General features: G+C 45.6%; 14 protein-coding genes. All 14 read left to right on the top strand.

Annotated elements, in window-relative coordinates:
* Positions 1–130 precede the first annotated feature (130 nt).
* The 14 genes from JC525_RS02235 (at position 131) to JC525_RS02170 (ending at position 16450) form a co-directional block, all read left to right on the top strand.
* Positions 131–1009: a M23 family metallopeptidase gene (locus JC525_RS02235; RefSeq protein WP_198814048.1), complete on the top strand. Its 879-nt coding sequence runs from the start codon at positions 131–133 to the stop codon at positions 1007–1009.
* A 179-nt stretch (positions 1010–1188) separates the two neighbouring features.
* On the top strand, positions 1189–3897 hold the full coding sequence (gene secA, locus JC525_RS02230) for a preprotein translocase subunit SecA (RefSeq protein ID WP_198814046.1): 2709 nt from the start codon (positions 1189–1191) through the stop codon (positions 3895–3897).
* Entirely contained in the window at positions 3897–4277 is a 381-nt protein-coding gene (gene mutT / locus JC525_RS02225) for an 8-oxo-dGTP diphosphatase MutT (RefSeq protein ID WP_198814044.1), read from the top strand. The genes secA and mutT overlap by 1 nt, the downstream gene beginning before the upstream one ends.
* A gap of 360 nt (positions 4278–4637) precedes the next feature.
* A complete protein-coding gene (locus tag JC525_RS02220; RefSeq protein ID WP_233094896.1) occupies positions 4638–6560 on the top strand; it encodes a methyl-accepting chemotaxis protein in 1923 nt (640 codons plus the stop codon).
* Positions 6561–6595: 35 nt separating this feature from the next.
* On the top strand, positions 6596–8143 hold the full coding sequence (locus JC525_RS02215) for a chemotaxis protein CheW (protein WP_198814040.1): 1548 nt from the start codon (positions 6596–6598) through the stop codon (positions 8141–8143).
* 19 nt (positions 8144–8162) lie between these two features.
* Positions 8163–9200 carry a chemotaxis-specific protein-glutamate methyltransferase CheB gene (gene cheB, locus JC525_RS02210; protein ID WP_198814038.1) on the top strand — a complete coding sequence of 346 codons (1038 nt, stop codon included), beginning with the start codon at positions 8163–8165 and terminating at the stop codon, positions 9198–9200.
* Between the two features lie 14 nt (positions 9201–9214).
* On the top strand, positions 9215–9856 hold the full coding sequence (locus JC525_RS02205) for a HEAT repeat domain-containing protein (RefSeq protein ID WP_198814036.1): 642 nt from the start codon (positions 9215–9217) through the stop codon (positions 9854–9856).
* Complete coding sequence (locus JC525_RS02200) at positions 9849–10703, top strand: CheR family methyltransferase (RefSeq protein ID WP_198814034.1); 855 nt, start codon at positions 9849–9851, stop codon at positions 10701–10703. The genes JC525_RS02205 and JC525_RS02200 overlap by 8 nt, the downstream gene beginning before the upstream one ends.
* 1 nt (position 10704) lies before the next feature.
* Positions 10705–11082: a response regulator gene (locus JC525_RS02195; protein WP_198814032.1), complete on the top strand. Its 378-nt coding sequence runs from the start codon at positions 10705–10707 to the stop codon at positions 11080–11082.
* Positions 11075–13789, top strand: coding sequence for a chemotaxis protein CheA (locus JC525_RS02190; RefSeq protein ID WP_198814030.1), 2715 nt, complete (start codon positions 11075–11077; stop codon positions 13787–13789). The genes JC525_RS02195 and JC525_RS02190 overlap by 8 nt, the downstream gene beginning before the upstream one ends.
* On the top strand, positions 13780–14034 hold the full coding sequence (locus JC525_RS02185; protein ID WP_198814028.1) for a hypothetical protein: 255 nt from the start codon (positions 13780–13782) through the stop codon (positions 14032–14034). The genes JC525_RS02190 and JC525_RS02185 overlap by 10 nt, the downstream gene beginning before the upstream one ends.
* Positions 14031–14765 (top strand): ParA family protein, encoded by a 735-nt coding sequence (locus JC525_RS02180; RefSeq protein ID WP_198814026.1) that lies wholly within the window; start codon positions 14031–14033, stop codon positions 14763–14765. Before JC525_RS02185 ends, JC525_RS02180 begins: the two co-directional genes overlap by 4 nt.
* Before the next feature lie 17 nt (positions 14766–14782).
* Positions 14783–15151, top strand: coding sequence for a response regulator (locus tag JC525_RS02175; RefSeq protein ID WP_105929607.1), 369 nt, complete (start codon positions 14783–14785; stop codon positions 15149–15151).
* Between the two features lie 9 nt (positions 15152–15160).
* Positions 15161–16450 carry a methyl-accepting chemotaxis protein gene (locus tag JC525_RS02170; protein WP_198814024.1) on the top strand — a complete coding sequence of 430 codons (1290 nt, stop codon included), beginning with the start codon at positions 15161–15163 and terminating at the stop codon, positions 16448–16450.
* Positions 16451–16665: the final 215 nt, after the last annotated feature.

Raw genomic sequence — 16665 nt, 5'->3', positions numbered from 1 at the left:
CTGAAATAAATGATACAGTAGCCGAATAACTAATATAAATTTCACCCATGTGCCAGAAATCAATAATCAAAGGCGATTGTTGTTTATTTTCGTCAAAGCACAGGCGTGAAACAGCAATAATCTTCGTGGTATGAAACTAACTATTACATTAGCAGGCAAAAATAAACGTTACAGACACAGTATCAGTGTCCGCACGCTTGTTAGTGCCACCGTGCTATCGTCTATTTTTATGTTGGTATCCAGCCGCTCAACCGAATCGGTGTCCGAAGATATTGCGCGTGTGCGTTTAGCCCAAACAGAAGTCAATGAACAACGAAAAGATGTTGAGGCGCTAAAGCAACAAACCTCCGTTAAGATAAAAGCCTTACTTTCTCATGTCGCTGAACTATCAGCGCAAGCTACGTTGCTTGATGAGAAAGGTAAGCAAATAGCAACAGAATTAGGTATGTCAGCGGCTGACCTGGACGCTTTCGTACCGGTATCGATACCGGATAACCTCCAAGACGACCCCATTCTTCACGAAATAGCAAAGCTTGAGCAATCACTTGATTTGAAGTCTCAACAGTTATCTATGCTTGAAAGTTTGGTAAGGGGTCACCATATAAACGAACAGAGCCAATTATCTGGTCGTCCGATTGAGTCAGGGTGGTTGTCTTCTTATTATGGTATGCGGGCCGATCCGTTTACAGGTAAACCAACCATGCATAAAGGGTTGGATTTCGCTGGTAAAGCAGGAGAAAACGTCGTCGCCACTGCAGCAGGTATTGTAACCTGGGCGGGGGAGCGCTACGGTTATGGCCAGCTAGTAGAGATTGATCACGGTGATGGTTTTGTTACCCGATACGGGCACAACGATGAGTTAACCGTATCAATCGGCGATGTTGTCACCAAAGGTGAAGCTATCGCTAAAATGGGCAACACCGGGCGTTCAACCGGCGTTCACGTTCACTACGAAGTAATAAGAAACGGAAAACAAGTCGATCCTCTGCCTTTCGTCTACAAAAAGTAGACTAGGGCAGCAGCCAGGTATATTCCTGTTATCAGGGCTTTTTAAAAATGGCGCTGATAGCGGTGAAACACAATTTTAGAAAATCGCAAAGCACCCGAACTAACCGGTTGTGTTTTTTACGTTTAATTTAGCTGTGCACAATGTGCGGCGTCTCGACAAGTAGTGGAATAAAAAAGCTAATGTTTTCAAGCATCCTTCGAAAAGTATTCGGTAGCAGAAATGACCGACTATTAAAAAAATTACGCAAAAACGTAGATGCCGTCAATGCACTGGAAGCAGAATTTGAAAAGCTTTCCGATGAGGCGCTAAAGGCTAAAACCGACGAATTTAAAGCCCGCATCGAAAAGGGAGAAACCCTTGACGATATCCTCATTGAGGCGTTTGCGACGGTGCGTGAAGCAAGTAAACGTGTATATGGTATGCGTCACTTCGACGTTCAGATGCTAGGTGGCCAAGTACTGCACGAAGGTAAAATTTCAGAAATGCGTACCGGTGAAGGTAAAACCTTGACCGCTACTTTGCCGACGTATCTTAATGCGCTTTCAGGCAAGGGTGTACATGTCGTTACCGTGAACGACTACCTAGCGCGTCGCGATGCCGAGTGGAGTAATAAGTTATTTAACTTCCTGGGAATGCGCGTGGGCTGTAATGTACCTGGTATGTCGCCACAGCAAAAGCGTGAAGCGTATCAGGCGGACGTTACCTACGGTACCAATAACGAATTTGGCTTTGACTATCTTCGCGATAATATGGCATTCAGCCCGCAAGATCGCGTTCAGCGCCCACTCAACTATGCAGTAGTGGATGAGGTCGACTCAATCCTTATCGACGAGGCACGTACGCCCCTTATTATTTCTGGGCAGGCAGAAGACAGCTCAGAGCTATATCGCCGAATTAACATTATTATCCCTAAGCTAGTTCAGCAAGAAAAAGAAGATGAGGAAGGCCAAGAAGGTGACGGTGATTACACTATCGACCTTAAAGCTAAACAAATTCATCTGACAGAGCGCGGTCAAATTCACGTCGAAGAGATTCTTCATGAAGAAGGCCTATTGCCAGAAGGCGAGTCGTTGTTTGATGCGGGCAATATTTCTTTGCTCCACCACATAAACTCCGCACTTCGCGCGCACAAACTGTTCGCCAAAGACGTAGACTACATTGTTAAAGAAGACCAAATTGTTATTGTTGATGAGCATACTGGCCGAACTATGGAAGGCCGTCGTTGGTCTGAAGGTTTGCACCAAGCGATAGAGGCGAAAGAAGGGGTTCGTATTCAAAACGAAAACCAAACGCTAGCGTCAATTACTTTCCAGAACTATTTCCGCTTGTATAACAAGCTCGCAGGTATGACGGGTACTGCCGATACAGAAGCATTTGAGTTTAATCATATCTACGGCTTGGAAACGGTGGTCATTCCAACTAACCGCCCTATGCAGCGTAAAGATATGCCTGATCTTATCTACCTGACGGCGGAAGAGAAGTACGAAGCCATTGTTGAAGACATTAAAGAATGTGTTAAGCGCGGACAGCCGACCCTTGTAGGCACGGTCTCTATCGAGAACTCAGAGCTTATTTCTCGCATTCTTAAGAAATCGAAAATTCCTCATAAGGTACTAAACGCTAAATTCCACGAACACGAAGCCGATATTGTTGCTCAGGCAGGTAAACCGGGCGCTGTCACTATTGCGACCAACATGGCCGGCCGTGGTACCGATATTGTGTTAGGTGGTAACTGGCAGGCGGAAGTCGAGAAAATAGAAAATCCAACGGAAGCACAAATTGAAAAGATCAAAGCGGCGTGGAAAGAAAGCCACGATGCTGTACTTGCTTCAGGCGGTCTACATATTATTGGTACAGAGCGTCACGAATCTCGTCGTATTGATAACCAGCTTCGCGGTCGTTCAGGCCGTCAAGGTGATCCGGGTTCAAGCCGTTTCTACCTATCATTAGACGATGCGCTAATGCGTATCTTTGCCTCTGAAAAAATGGGCAACATGATGAAGCGCCTTGGTATGGAACGCGGCGAAGCAATTGAACACCCTTGGGTAACGCGGGCCATCGAAAATGCACAGCGCAAGGTAGAAGGGCGTAACTTCGATATTCGTAAGCAGTTACTTGAATACGACGATGTGGCCAACGACCAGCGTAAAGTCATTTACGAACAGCGTAATGAGCTTCTTGATGAAGGCGATATTAGCGAGACGATTGCTGCTATTCGTGAGGATGTTATTTCAAGCGTTGTTGACGAATACATTCCGCCACAATCGCTAGAAGAGATGTGGGACGTCAGCGGCCTAGAAGAGCGCATGCGCGCCGATTTCGCTGTGGACCTGCCAATTAAAACATGGCTAGAAAATGACGATAAGCTTTATGAAGAAAAGCTTCGCGAGCGCATTTTAAATGAAGTCGTCGATGCGTATAAACAGAAAGAAGCGGTGGTAGGTGAACAGGTGCTGCGTCAGTTCGAAAAAGCGGTAATGCTACAAAACCTGGACAGCCACTGGAAAGAGCATTTGGCGGCTATGGACCACCTACGTCAAGGTATTCACTTACGTGGCTATGCACAGAAAAACCCTAAGCAAGAATACAAGCGTGAATCGTTTGCCTTGTTTTCTCAAATGCTAGAAGCGCTTAAGGTTGAAGTGATCACCATTCTTGCTCGTGTGAAAGTACAAGCGGAAGAAGACGTGGAAAAGGTTGAAGAACAACGTCGCCAAGCTGACGATGTGCCTAAGAACTTTGAACACGAAGAAGCTAGCGCAGCGCCAGAGGCAGCTAGCGACAAAGTACGTACCCAAGTTCGCGAAGGCGCGAAAGTAGGCCGTAACGACCCGTGCCCCTGTGGTTCAGGTAAAAAGTACAAGCAGTGTCACGGTAAATTGAAGTAATGAAAGTAGTACATGTTGCTGTGGGCGTTATCGCCCGCGGCGATGAAATATTTATTACCCTTCGCCCAGATAATGTCCATCAGGGCGGGAAATGGGAGTTTCCTGGCGGTAAAGTGGAAGCAGGCGAAACCGTGCTTCAGGCATTAAAGCGAGAGCTTGCTGAAGAAGTAGGAATTAGCGTGAACCACAGTGAGCCTGTGATTGTTACTACACATGACTACGGCGACAAGCAAGTTAAGCTAGACGTTCATCGCGTTTATGACTTTACCGGTGAGCCCCATGGTAAAGAAGGTCAAGCATCTCGATGGGTAAACGTTAATGCGCTTAACCCAGAAGATTTTCCTGAGGCAAACGTGCCAATTATTAGCGTATTGCAATGACAGCGCTTAACATAATGAAAAATCAAAGCGGCTAATAGCCGCTTTTTTCTTATACCTAAGTATAATTGAATCGTTTCCAACTGTTTTTTCTTCAAAAAATTTAACTCCACAGTTTGCCCCCTTAGACTTTTGTACGTTGACAAAGTTGCGCTTTTCATCGTTGGCTAAAGTACATACATAAACTCTTGTTTTAATACAATGTACGTAAAATTGTGTTTTTTACGACATTTACGTCTTTCTGCGGCTGAAACGTGTGAAAGCGAGGGAATAGTGTTTATCGTTATATAAAAGTATATGAATTTATACTTAAATAAACCATTTTTTAAACGATATTTAATACGTGCATTAACAGCCATTTAAATGTCGAGGTTAACTATGGCGCTCAAAAAATCATCTGATCAAGCAGTCGCACCTACCGTTCGCGTAGACGCAAAAATGAGGAAAGAAGCGGAAGAGGAGCGCCGCAAAGCGAGAACACTAGCAAGGCAGCAGCAAGCAGCGGAGCGTATTGCGTCGGCAACCGCTGAGCTAGCTAGCGGTATAAACCAATCATCAAGCGCTACCGACCAGTTATCTACCGCTGTAAACGAGATTGCAGCAGGTGCAGAGGAGTCAAGCAGTGCAAGCCAAGAAAGCCTGGCGGCAGTGACACAAATATCCGGGGGGCTGGTAGCACAACTCGAGCTTGCTGGCTCCACTATGAATAAAACCAATGAATTACAAATATTCTTAGAGCGAGTGGTAGCTGATTTAGGCACTATGATGACCAGCGTAAAAACCGCGTCTGAGCATCAATCTCGTTCGGTCGTGATGATGAGCGAGCTAGAACAGCAAGCTTCAAACATTGGTGAAGCTGTCAAGCAGGTGACTCGAATAGCAGATCAAACCAATTTGCTGGCGCTTAATGCTGCAATAGAGGCTGGTCGAGCTGGCAAGCACGGTAAAGGGTTTGCAGTCGTCGCTGACACTGTCCGAGCGCTTGCCGAGGTTTCAGATAAAAGCGCAGCGGATATTGCGAAGCAAATAGAGCTAATTCAAGAGCAGTCAAATCGTGTTTCTGATGCGGTTAAATCTTCTTCTGAGGCTGCGCTAGAAGAAGTGACAAAGGGTGAGGCCGTTACCGAACAACTCACCATTATTAAAGCAGATATGCAAAGTATTGCTGATGGCGCTGAAGAATTACAGGCGCTAGTTAATTCAATGGATGCTGCTGCCAAAGAAATCCAAGCTGGCTCAGAAATTATATCATGCGCTGCCGACGAACAATCCACTGCAGCTCAAGAAGTCTCGTCAAATGTGTCGGAGCAAAGTGCAGCCTTGTCACAGGCTGAGCAGGCTGCGCAATCATTAGAAATAATCACTGAAGAGCTCAAAAATAGTACAGACATTAATAAAAGCGCTGAAGAAGTTGCATCATCAGCAGAGGAATTGTCGGCAAGTTTGGAAGAAATTAACCGTTCATCGAGCGAGATAATGACTGCACTTACCCAAGTTAATAACGGGGCGCAGCAAGCAGCAAGTTCTGTAGATCAAGCTGTGGGTAATATTGATCTGTTACGAGAGGGCGTTGAAAAAGCAGCAGCGAGCAGTGATTTAGCGCTAGAGAAAGGAAGTTCTATCGCAGCATTACTTAAAGATAGCCGCGTGGCAATTGAAGAAATGGTGGGCGGTATCAATACGGCGCTTGAAACTAGCAAGGTAAATGTAAGCGCTATAAGCGAAATGGAAGTTATGACCCGTCAGATCGATAAGGTTATTGACACTATTACAACTGTTTCGGTTAAAACCAGCATGCTCGCGGTAAACGGCGCGGTAGAAGCAGCAAGGGCCGGTGAGTATGGTAAAGGCTTTGCTGTGGTATCGGCTGATATTCAAAGCTTAGCTGATGAAGCTGCCGAAAACGTAGAGCAAATAAAAGATCTTATCAAAGCTATTCAGGATCAAACAGTTAGCGTTAAGACCGACCTCACGAACGTCGCTGAAAGCGCATATAGAGAAGTGATGAAAGCCAAGCAAACCACCCGAGATGTAGAACAAATTTCTACAGATATTAATGATGTTGTTGAATACAACAAAGCAATGAAAGTTCGGGGTGAAGAAATAGCTGCGGGAGTGACACAAGCTCAGCGTGGTTTAGAGCAAATCGCGACGGCCAATGAGGAGGCAAGCAGTAACTGCCAGCAGGCGCTGAGTGCCGCTGAGCAGCAAAGTAAAGGTATGGAGATGTTGGCCAAGTCTATTGAAGAAATTGCTTCGGTGGCAGACGAAATGCAAAACGGCTAATCCATCGCGCTAGACTGTAAAGAGGAGCTTGCCTCATGAGCAACGGCAATACATTCGATGAAACTGAAAGCAACACGGATCAAGCGACTGACGGCGAACAACAGTTCGTTTCTTTCTTGGTCAACCAAGAGCGCTTTACCTTTCCTATGCTATCGGTGGGCGAAATCATTCGCGTACCCACCATGGTCTCGGTGCCGCTTGGGCCACCGCAGATGATTGGTTTAGCTAACCTGCGCGGAAATGTACTTCCCGTTTATGACTTAAGCGCCATTTTGTTAGGTACCCATGCAGAGGCGAGCGATGTTACTCGCGTTATTGTAGTGGAATCTGAGCTTGGCAGCATAGGCTTTTTAGTCGACAGAGTGCTTCGGGTATACAGTGCGACAAACGACGTCGTTATTGAAAAAGCATCAATGACGGAATCTATCGCCTATGAGTATATGCTCGGAATAATTAAGCAAAGCGACCATCCTGTAGAGCAAATCCTTGATGTTTCTTCACTTGCCAGAGCGCAAGCTGTAACAAAGCAAGACGGCAATGCCATGCAATTATCGGGGATGAGACGCATTGACAGCGATGAAGTGGGTGACGCAAACGAAAATGATAGTCTTCAACAGTTGGTGTGTTTCTCTCTAGAAGACCAAGAATTTGCCTTTCACCTCCAAGACGTAGAAGAGATTGTTCGGGTGCCCGCAGATATATCCCAGCTACCAGACAGTGCACCAGCTGTCCTCGGTTTGGTTAACCTACGCGGCCGTATCATTCCTATTGTCGACTTATCGAACGCCATCGGCATGATGTCCACCGAGATCAATGAAGCCTCGCGCATTGTAGTTACACAAAACAGTGAGTTTGGCAGCATAGGCTTTGTCGTAGCCAAGGTCAGTAACGTGGTGTCTATATCAGAATCAGAGTTAGAAAGCGTGCCATCAGTATGTAACGACGGTGCGGAATCGGGGCTTCTAGAAGCCGTATACCGTAGCGATGGTGGCAAGCGATTGGTGTCCATTATTAACCTTTCTAACGTATACGGGCGCGCGTTGATGAGTGTACTTAGCAGTATTGAAGACGATATCAAGCAGGAGTCGCAAATGAGTGAAGGTAATGATGTGGTGATTGACGAAGATGATTGCGAGCAATACGTGATTTTCTGGATTAACGGGCAAGAGTATGGCGTGAGCATCGACGACACCCAAGAAATCACGCGAGTACCTGAGAAGCTGGAAAGTGTGCCGAGTACGCCAGACTACCTAAAAGGTATCGTAAATCTTCGGGGCACAGTTCTGCCAGTTATTGATTTGCGTAGTCGCCTGGGAATGCCCAGTAGCGAAACCTCAGAGCGCCAGCGTATTGTTGTTCTTACCAAAGATAAGCAGCGTACGGGGTTCATTGTAGATGGCGTAGCCGAAGTTAAAACAGTGGTGAGACAGACCATTGAAAATGCCCCATCACTCTCTGATATGCAGTCTGAATTTCTAAATCGATTGATAAAACTCAACGACGAAAAGCGCATCATCCAAATTATCGAACCCAATGTGTTGCTTAACGACAACGCCGTTGCAACGGCTCAAGAGCAATGCTAACTAACGTTTGAGGTTATGTATGACAGTGAAAGTACTTATCGTCGATGACTCAGCGTTAATGCGTAAGTTGTTTACGGAGCTTTTTGAGAAAGAGGGCTTTAACGTTCGGATAGCGCGTAACGGCGAAGAAGCGTTATCAAAAGCGATAGAGTTTGAGCCCGACTGCATAACGTTAGATATCAATATGCCGGTAATGGACGGCATGACATGCTTAGCCATGCTGAAAAAGCTTTATTCATGTCCCATCATCATGGTGTCTTCGTTAACACAAAAAGGCGCAACCATTACGCTAGAGGCGCTGGCGCTTGGTGCCAGTGACTTTGTTCTAAAGACTGGGGGCACTGTTTCACGGGATATCTCAGATTTAGAAGTCCCGCTTATTAATAAAATCCATGCGTTAGCGAAAACCGGTAAACCCCAGCGTCCCATCATAAAAACACCGCCTGTCGTTAATCAAAAAGTGATTCGAAGTAACAAGAGTGCACCCTTTGAAGTGGTGCTAGTAGGCGTTTCAACGGGGGGGCCTAAGAAGCTGGAACACCTAGTATCAAATCTAAGCCCGACGTTCCCGGTACCCGTTGTCATTTCTCAGCATATGCCAGCGTCTTTCACCTGTGCACTGGCGAAGCGGTTAGATGGTTTAAGTTCGCTTAATGTTGTTGAAGTCGACAGTAAGATGCCAATAAAACCAGGCACCGTCTACTTAGCGAAAGGCGATGCAGATCTCTCTTTTTCGAAAGTAGGAAGCGATGTTTTCGCGCGGCCTGTGCCGTCCAGCCCCAGCTTTCTATGGCACCCCAGCGTAGATCGGATGGTAGACAGCGCGCTTACCTGCTACAAACCGCTGTCTATGCTATGCGTTCAACTAACGGGTATGGGGTGTGATGGCGTTGCGGCAATGAGTAAAGCATTTAAAGAAGGAGCGACAACTATCGCGGAGAGCGAAGCTACCTCGGTCGTATTTGGTATGCCCAAAGAGCTTATCGAAGCAGGCTGTGCCAGTTTTGTCCTAGACAGTCCAAAAGTTGCATCGAAACTCAATGTGCTTTGTCGTTAACAGGAGAAGTCAAAATGGGTTTAAAAAAGAAAGCGGAGCCTATTGCAAACCATGGCGATGAGTTTGATGAGAAACGCCACCACCCGCGAACCACAGAACAACTTGTTAACGACCTTAGCTCAAACGACAGAGACGTGCGTCGATGGGCGATAAGAGATCTAAGTGGTCAGCAAGACGCACATGATGCGTTTATTGATCGACTGCCTCTTGAAGACGACCCTACCGTTATCGAAGCGCTATTTAGTGCACTTGAGCACGATATGTCAGACAGTCACGCATCACAAGTGCTCACCATGCTTAAAAGCGAACACGTGCAGCTTCGAAACGGCGCCATAGAACTTATGCAGCAAAACCCAGACGTGTTTGCGGCCAACGTTAACCTTCTTATGAAAGACAACGACCCAGACACGCGCATTTTCTGTGTAGATATCATTGGCGCCGTAGCACATATTGAAGCCTTAAATTGGCTGCACCAGTTTGCATTAACAGATGATAATGAAAATGTTGTCGGCACAGCGCTCGATAAACTCGCAGAGATTGCCGATACCTCGACACTCGATATTTTGCAAACAGTAGAAAGCCGCTTCCCAAATCACAGCTATATCCAATTTGTCATATCACTGATACGAAATCAGGTAAGGGGCGCTGATGAGTAGCGCAGCATTAGATAAAATAGATGCTGCCGACTTCGAACGGTTCCGCTCTATGTTTTACCGGAAAACGGGAATTCACTTTGAAGACTCGAAGCGCTACTTCGTTGATAAGCGTCTTCATGAGCGAATGAAAGCCACCGGCCATTCGAGCTTCAAAGGCTACTTTACCTATATGCGATTTCAGGCTTCTGGCGAAGAGTTCCAAAACTTAGTGAATTCGATGACGGTTAATGAAACCTATTTCTTTCGAGAAGAATATCAGTTCGAAGCCATGACTCGAGATATTATGGACGAGCTCGATAGTTACCGTCCGCCCGGGGAGGACTTGAGAATTTGGTCTGTACCTTCAAGCACGGGTGAAGAACCATATTCAATTGCTATCTACCTTATTGAGTATTGGAAAGGTTTAGCTCACAGAGATGTGGAACTGATTTCTTCCGATATCGACAGTAATGTATTAGCATCAGCGAAAAAAGGGCTCTATTCAAAACGCTCCGTGCAAAATATCCCGTTGCCGTTGGTAAAAAAATACTTCAAAGAGGCAAATGGGCAATACCAGCTAAGCGAAGATATTCGCGAGTCGGTGTCATTTACCCTCGCCAATATATTGTCGGGCACCAATATGAAACAGTTTCGGCACTTTGACCTGATTTTTTGTCGCAATCTACTCATTTACTTCGACGATGAATCACGCAAAAAGGCGGCGCATGTTCTTTACGACGCCATGAAGCCAGGCGGCTATATCTTTTTGGGGCATAGTGAGTCGATGAGTCGCATTTCTTCTATGTTTAAGGTACGCAAGTTTGGCGATGTGATTGCCTATCAGAAGCCACTTGCAGGAGAGGCATAAGATGAAAACAGTAATGATTGTTGATGATGCCACTACGGTCAGGATGTTCCACAAAAAGCTAGTGTCCACGCCGGATAGGATTATTGAAGAAGCGGAAAACGGAGTAGAAGCGCTTGAAAAAGCCATTGGTACACAGGTTGATTTGTTTTTAGTTGATGTGAATATGCCAAAAATGGATGGCTACCGACTGTGCAAAGAAATTCGTCGCAACGAGGCGTTGCGCGCGGTCCCCGTAATCATGATAAGCACCGAGTCGGCTAATCAAGATGCCGAACGTGCGTACCAATGCGGCGCAAATTACTACATGACCAAGCCTGTTGATGCAGACATGCTTAAATCGGTTGTAAGTGCAGTGATTGGAGGAGGCGCCAATGAGTGAGTTACTTGACGTATTCATCGGAGAGTCGCGAGAAAATCTAGAGTCGGCGAGCCAAGAATTACTAGAAATTCAATCGTCGGGATCATCGTCAGAACGTGTAGATAAGATATTTCGCGATTTGCACACCATAAAGGGGTCATCTGACTTATTTGATATAAAACCCTTAACTCGGTTAGCGCATGCTGCAGAAGACTTACTCGATAGTGTAAGAGCTAACGAAGTAGCTTTCAGCGACGATATCGGCGAATTGCTGCTAGAGGCTTTAGACCAAATTTCGATTTGGTTTGACGAGTTAGAAGTGGGCTCACAAGACCTTGAACAGTGGCAACCCATATCGACTAACCTAGGTGCGAAGCTCCGGTACTTTATCGATCCTGACGCATCAGATGGCGCAGGCATTAAAAATGAAGCTTCACCGACTAGCACAGTATCACTAGATGATAAATTCCTAACTGACGAGCAAATAGACCTTTTAGCAAGCTTTAGCGAAAACGCAGATATTAAACTCTTGTGTCAGGTCGAGGGACCATACTGTTATCTAGTGAGATATACACCCGATGAAGGTTGTTTCTTTCGCGGCGAGGACCCTATTAATGTTTTGCTAGCCTTACCGGGGCTCAAAGCGTTCAATATTGACATGCCCGAACTTAACCATGATGCCGATATTTATAACTGCGTGACCAGTATTGAGGCGCTCGGTTGTGCAGATGAAGATGCAATCAAGCAGCACATGGCGTATTACGAAGGACAATATACCGTTACTGTATTTTCTAGCCAGGCGTTAAGAGCAAGTTGCGTTAGCAAAATTATAGATAACGTTGCCCAAATCGCTGACCAGACATTATCAGATGCGCTAGCAGACAATAACCTTGAGCAGGTTAACGCCAGTGCAGGGCTACTACTTGCTTCTCAAGATATTGGTGATGCGCACTGTGATGATGCCAAGCGCGCTACTTTACAATTTTTATCAGCAGCAAGTGAGCTAGATTTTCTTCGTGGGCCTGAGTCAAGCAGTGTTGCGGAAACAGCAGAAAGCGCCAACGAAAGCATAGGCCAAAGCAATGACGCGGTTGTCGGTACTGATGATACTGCAAATGTCAGTGTATTGGGAAACGCAGATGAAGACGCTCCCCTTGAATCTAATGCCAAGCCATCAGACATTTCAGCGCGCCCCGAAAAAATTCTAGCTCCTCATGAAAAGGCAATTCTTACTCAGCAACTTACGCTTTTGAATTCAGATAACTATAAGTCGGAGTTTATGTTTCCCTCTATATCAGGGCTTGTAGGGAACATCTTAGGTGAAACCTTTAGCGATGAAGGTACCTTGGCGTTGGCTATTTGCAATGCGTTAGATGACGAAACAATCAATGAGCAAGCTGATGAAACACTAAAGCAGCAAAGCGCAGAAGATATGTCAGCGGTGGCTACGCAGACGACGGATACACCAGAGAAAGCAGGAAATAACACAGAGAGTAATGCCTTAAACAGTACCAACGAAAGTGCACAGCCCGTAAAAGCCGAGCGTCAGGCGGTTAAGATGCTAAAGGTCGATCAAGCCAAGATCGACTACTTAATGGACATTGTGGGCGAGCTAACGGTGGCCAAAAACTCTTTACCCTATCTTGCTAAACAAGCCGAGGAAGAGGGGGGAAGTAGAAAGCTTAGCAAGCAAATTAAAGCCCATTTTTCTATTGTTAATCGCCTCACTGAATCACTTCAAAGCGCGGTATTGCAAATACGTATGGTACCCGTTTCTCATGTATTCCAACGCTACCCTCGTTTAGTGAGGGACTTAGCTAGAAAGCTCGATAAAAAAATTGAGCTTTTTCTGCAGGGTGAAGACACTGAGTTTGATAAAAACTTAATTGAATCACTTTCAGAGCCGCTCATTCATTTATTGAGAAACAGCATTGATCACGGTATTGAATCGCCAGCAGAACGGCTTGCGGCTGGCAAGTCAGAAATGGGCCGTATTGACCTTATTGCCACGCCCCTTGATGACAGCGTAATTATTGAAATTCGCGATGATGGAAAAGGTATAGACCCCACTAAAATTAAGCTGCTGGCCTTTCAAAAAGGGGTAATTAGTGAAGCACAACTTGAGAGCTTAGACGATAACGAAGCGCTACAGCTTGTTTTTGCCGCGGGTTTTTCGACCAGTGAACAAGTGTCGGATCTTTCCGGTCGTGGCGTGGGCATGGATGCGGTTAAAACCATGGTCAGTCAAGCGGGCGGCACTATCGAAATGCACAGCGAAGTGGGCGTGGGTACGACCTTTAAGCTGCTGTTACCTCAAACCATGTCGGTTAATCGCGTGATGATGTTTGAAGTGAGCGACCAAATGTTTGGCGTGGGGATGGATGCGGTGGTTGAGACCGTTAAAGTCCCTACTTCTGATATTCAACGTATCCGCAACGAACATGTTCTTGTTATCCGAGAAAAGCTTATTCCACTGTGTAATTTGCGTGATGCACTGGGTTTCGACGAGGCCGAGGAAAAAGAAGAACACTCAATTCTGGTTGTTTCGGCACCGCAGGGAGAGTTTGGGTTAATCATCGATAAGTTTCATGAAGGCATCGATGTCATTCAAAAACCCCTCGAAGGAGTGCTTGCGGGATACGCGCAGTTTTCAGGAACAGCGCTGCTTGGCGACGGGCGTGTGCTGTTGATCATCAATGTACAAGAGGTGTTAGCCAAATGCCTATAGCGTTCAAAAAGAAAGTGGCGGTGATGACCGGACACTGCGAAATTGAAGAAGCGGAAAGCCTGTTTACCTGGCTAAATGAAGAGGCCTCTCGCCAAGTTAACTTAAAGGTCTTAACCAGTGCACACACAGCGGTGTACCAGGTGTTGCTCGCTAATAAGCCAAAAGTCAGCGTGTGGCCAGAATCTGAAAGGCTGTTTTGGTTAACGAAGATGATGAACAACCAAAGCAACGTGTGGTGCGAATGAAAGTAATCACGGTAGCTAATCGCAAAGGAGGTACGGCCAAAACGACAACTGTCGTAAACCTTGCCTATGGGTTTGCACAGGCAGGCAAGCGAGTAATGGTGATAGACCTTGATAATCAAGGCCACGTGATGCATGGCTTAAAAGCACTTGGATGTGCACCACAAAACGATATTGCCGAATTACCAATTAGCCATTTCTTCACGTCAATTGTGAAGTGTACAGAAAATATCTACGCCACGAATGTGGATACGAACAAGGCCAACACGAACGATAGCATCACGTTAGATACATTGCGCACTTGGTGTGACTCAGATTGCGTGACAACGCTTTTTGACATTGTACTTATAGATACGCCACCAACGCTAAGCCCGCAACTGATGGCCGCGCTATCAGCCGCTACCGATATTATTATTCCCGCCACACCTTTGCCGCTTGCCAGTGACGGTGTGCAGAAATTATTAACGGCCTGTAGAAACGCTATGGCGGAAAAAAAATTCAGAGCGACCAAGCTGACTATTTTGCCCGTCATGGTCGAACAAAATCTAAAGCTTCATCGTCAGGAATTAAGTGTCTGGTACGAGCGGTACGGGCGCAGCAAGGTACTGATTCCTATAAGAAAGAGCATCAAATTAGCCGAGGCATTTGCACAAAACAAACCGGTTTTTGCCTATGCGCCTAACAGTCGTGGCGCACACGACTATACTGAATTATGTAAACAATTAATCGGCTAGAAACAAGAGGTAATGCAATGAGCGCAATACACTTAGTAGATGATTCAGCAACCATGCTAATGAGTATGGAAATGCTGCTAAAACGAGCAGGGTATACTGTTACAAAATCAGAAAGTGCTGAAGCGGCTATGACAGCACTTGAATCAATATCGCCCAAGTTGATTATTACGGATTTAAACATGCCAGGTATGAATGGCATCGAGTTAATAAAAACATTAAAGCAGCAATCCAAATTTAGATTTACCCCCATGTTGATGTTAACAACGGAATCGCAGCAAAGTCGTCGACAAGAAGCGAAAGCGGCAGGCGCTACAGGATGGCTCGTCAAACCCGTTGAGCCAGAGCAATTGTTAGGTGTAGTAAAGCAGTTGGTGCCAACTGCATAAGGTAAAAAAATGAAAGTACTTGAAAAAGCAAAGCAGTATTACGAAACCATGCTCGCTGAAAAAATAAAAGTGCTTAGGGAAAAGACTAGTAGCATGAAGGACTCGCTTTTACTTTGGGTTGGGCTGTTAACCGTGGCATTAGTGGGGATCATGGTGTCGCTAAGTATACCTATAGAGATAATGGGTGTGCATGCGGGCGTCTTTGTCACTATTTTAGGAATGATCAGCTTTATGCTTTGGTATCAAAGCAGACAAAACCGCGTGTTTGCCGCCAAGCTAAGCAGCCAAGAGAATTATTTGCAGGAAACCTCGTCGCAGTTAAGTGAAACCCATTCTCAGGTTAACGATTACGTAGCCATATTAAAAGGCCAGATGGACGGCATAAGTGCGATAACTGAAGATGCCTCGATGGAACTAATGAAGGCGTTATACGAAATTGAAAGCAGTATTCAAGACAGTATAGATAACGTCGAAATAGGTCATAAAAATGCCCTTAATTGTAAAGAAAAGAGTGCCGATGAATTTGAATTGGCCGCACAGCGCTTGTCTAATATAAAAGAGATGATAAACACGCAACGCGAGCAACAAATAGAAGATAGCGAGGCAATTCAAGGGGTAATGCGTGAGGTTGAAAATCTCAAGGAACTCACCGAACTGGTTAAAAATATTGCCTCACAAACCAACTTATTAGCGCTTAATGCGGCAATTGAAGCTGCGCGTGCCGGCGAATATGGCCGCGGGTTTGCCGTAGTAGCCGAACAGGTACGAATTTTATCGTCTCAGTCTTCAGAGGCGGCAGAAAAAATTGAAAGCGGTATCAAATCAGCCCTCGATGCGGCGCACGTTCAAGGCGAAAAAATGCTCAGTTCAACAAGGGCAAATGATACGTGTGAATTACTAACCGGTTTTTCTGAATCCCTGGAAAATATAACGTCTCATTATCGCGTGCTAGAAGACCTTAACCCTAATATGCTGGCGTGCTTTTCTCAAAGTGCAACCGAGGTTGCATTTAAAGTAAGTGGTGCTATCGCGAAAATTCAATTCCAAGATATCATTCGTCAGCGCACCGAACATGTGAAACTAGAGCAAGATGCTATTGTTAGTTTGTTCGGGCAGTTCTCGTCATACATTAATAACCGAGAACATTTTGATGACTCGTTTAACTTGAGCACCAAAGAAATGTTTGAAAAGTATGTGATGGAAGACCAGCGCAAAATCCATTTCGATATTAATGAGTCATCGACAGAAGAAAAAAATGAGTTTGAAGAAGCCCGCGAGCCTAAGATAGAGCTTTTTTAACACGCTCTGGCTAAGACGCTGTTTATCTTGATTACTTTAAGGTGAGCGGGCCATAAAAGTAAGTAAGACGTGCTGGAGAGCCTGCCCTATAACAAAATATGCCAGTCAATTTTTGACTGGCGCTTGTTGATTTAATCCTTAACGCATTTTCGCTCTGTTGATGATATCGCCAGTTGGTTAATTCGTTAGCTTTTGAAAGTAGCCGGGAAATAAAC

The organism is Alteromonas sp. IB21 (assembly GCF_016405965.1).
Lineage (GTDB): Bacteria > Pseudomonadota > Gammaproteobacteria > Enterobacterales > Alteromonadaceae > Alteromonas.
The sequence above is the reverse complement of the archived record's forward strand: the minus strand, read 5'-3'. Positions and strand labels throughout refer to the sequence as shown.

Excerpts from the sequence above, each read along its gene's own strand:
- JC525_RS02205 (WP_198814036.1), top strand. The coding sequence starts at position 9,215 with ATGGGTTTAAAAAAGAAAGCGGAGCCTATTGCAAACCATGGCGATGAG.
- secA (WP_198814046.1), top strand. The coding sequence starts at position 1,189 with ATGTTTTCAAGCATCCTTCGAAAAGTATTCGGTAGCAGAAATGACCGA.
- JC525_RS02175 (WP_105929607.1), top strand. The coding sequence starts at position 14,783 with ATGAGCGCAATACACTTAGTAGATGATTCAGCAACCATGCTAATGAGT.
- JC525_RS02180 (WP_198814026.1), top strand. The coding sequence starts at position 14,031 with ATGAAAGTAATCACGGTAGCTAATCGCAAAGGAGGTACGGCCAAAACG.
- mutT (WP_198814044.1), top strand. The coding sequence starts at position 3,897 with ATGAAAGTAGTACATGTTGCTGTGGGCGTTATCGCCCGCGGCGATGAA.
- JC525_RS02185 (WP_198814028.1), top strand. The coding sequence starts at position 13,780 with ATGCCTATAGCGTTCAAAAAGAAAGTGGCGGTGATGACCGGACACTGC.
- JC525_RS02235 (WP_198814048.1), top strand. The coding sequence starts at position 131 with ATGAAACTAACTATTACATTAGCAGGCAAAAATAAACGTTACAGACAC.
- JC525_RS02190 (WP_198814030.1), top strand. The coding sequence starts at position 11,075 with ATGAGTGAGTTACTTGACGTATTCATCGGAGAGTCGCGAGAAAATCTA.
- JC525_RS02215 (WP_198814040.1), top strand. The coding sequence starts at position 6,596 with ATGAGCAACGGCAATACATTCGATGAAACTGAAAGCAACACGGATCAA.
- JC525_RS02195 (WP_198814032.1), top strand. The coding sequence starts at position 10,705 with ATGAAAACAGTAATGATTGTTGATGATGCCACTACGGTCAGGATGTTC.
- cheB (WP_198814038.1), top strand. The coding sequence starts at position 8,163 with ATGACAGTGAAAGTACTTATCGTCGATGACTCAGCGTTAATGCGTAAG.
- JC525_RS02170 (WP_198814024.1), top strand. The coding sequence starts at position 15,161 with ATGAAAGTACTTGAAAAAGCAAAGCAGTATTACGAAACCATGCTCGCT.
- JC525_RS02220 (WP_233094896.1), top strand. The coding sequence starts at position 4,638 with ATGTCGAGGTTAACTATGGCGCTCAAAAAATCATCTGATCAAGCAGTC.
- JC525_RS02200 (WP_198814034.1), top strand. The coding sequence starts at position 9,849 with ATGAGTAGCGCAGCATTAGATAAAATAGATGCTGCCGACTTCGAACGG.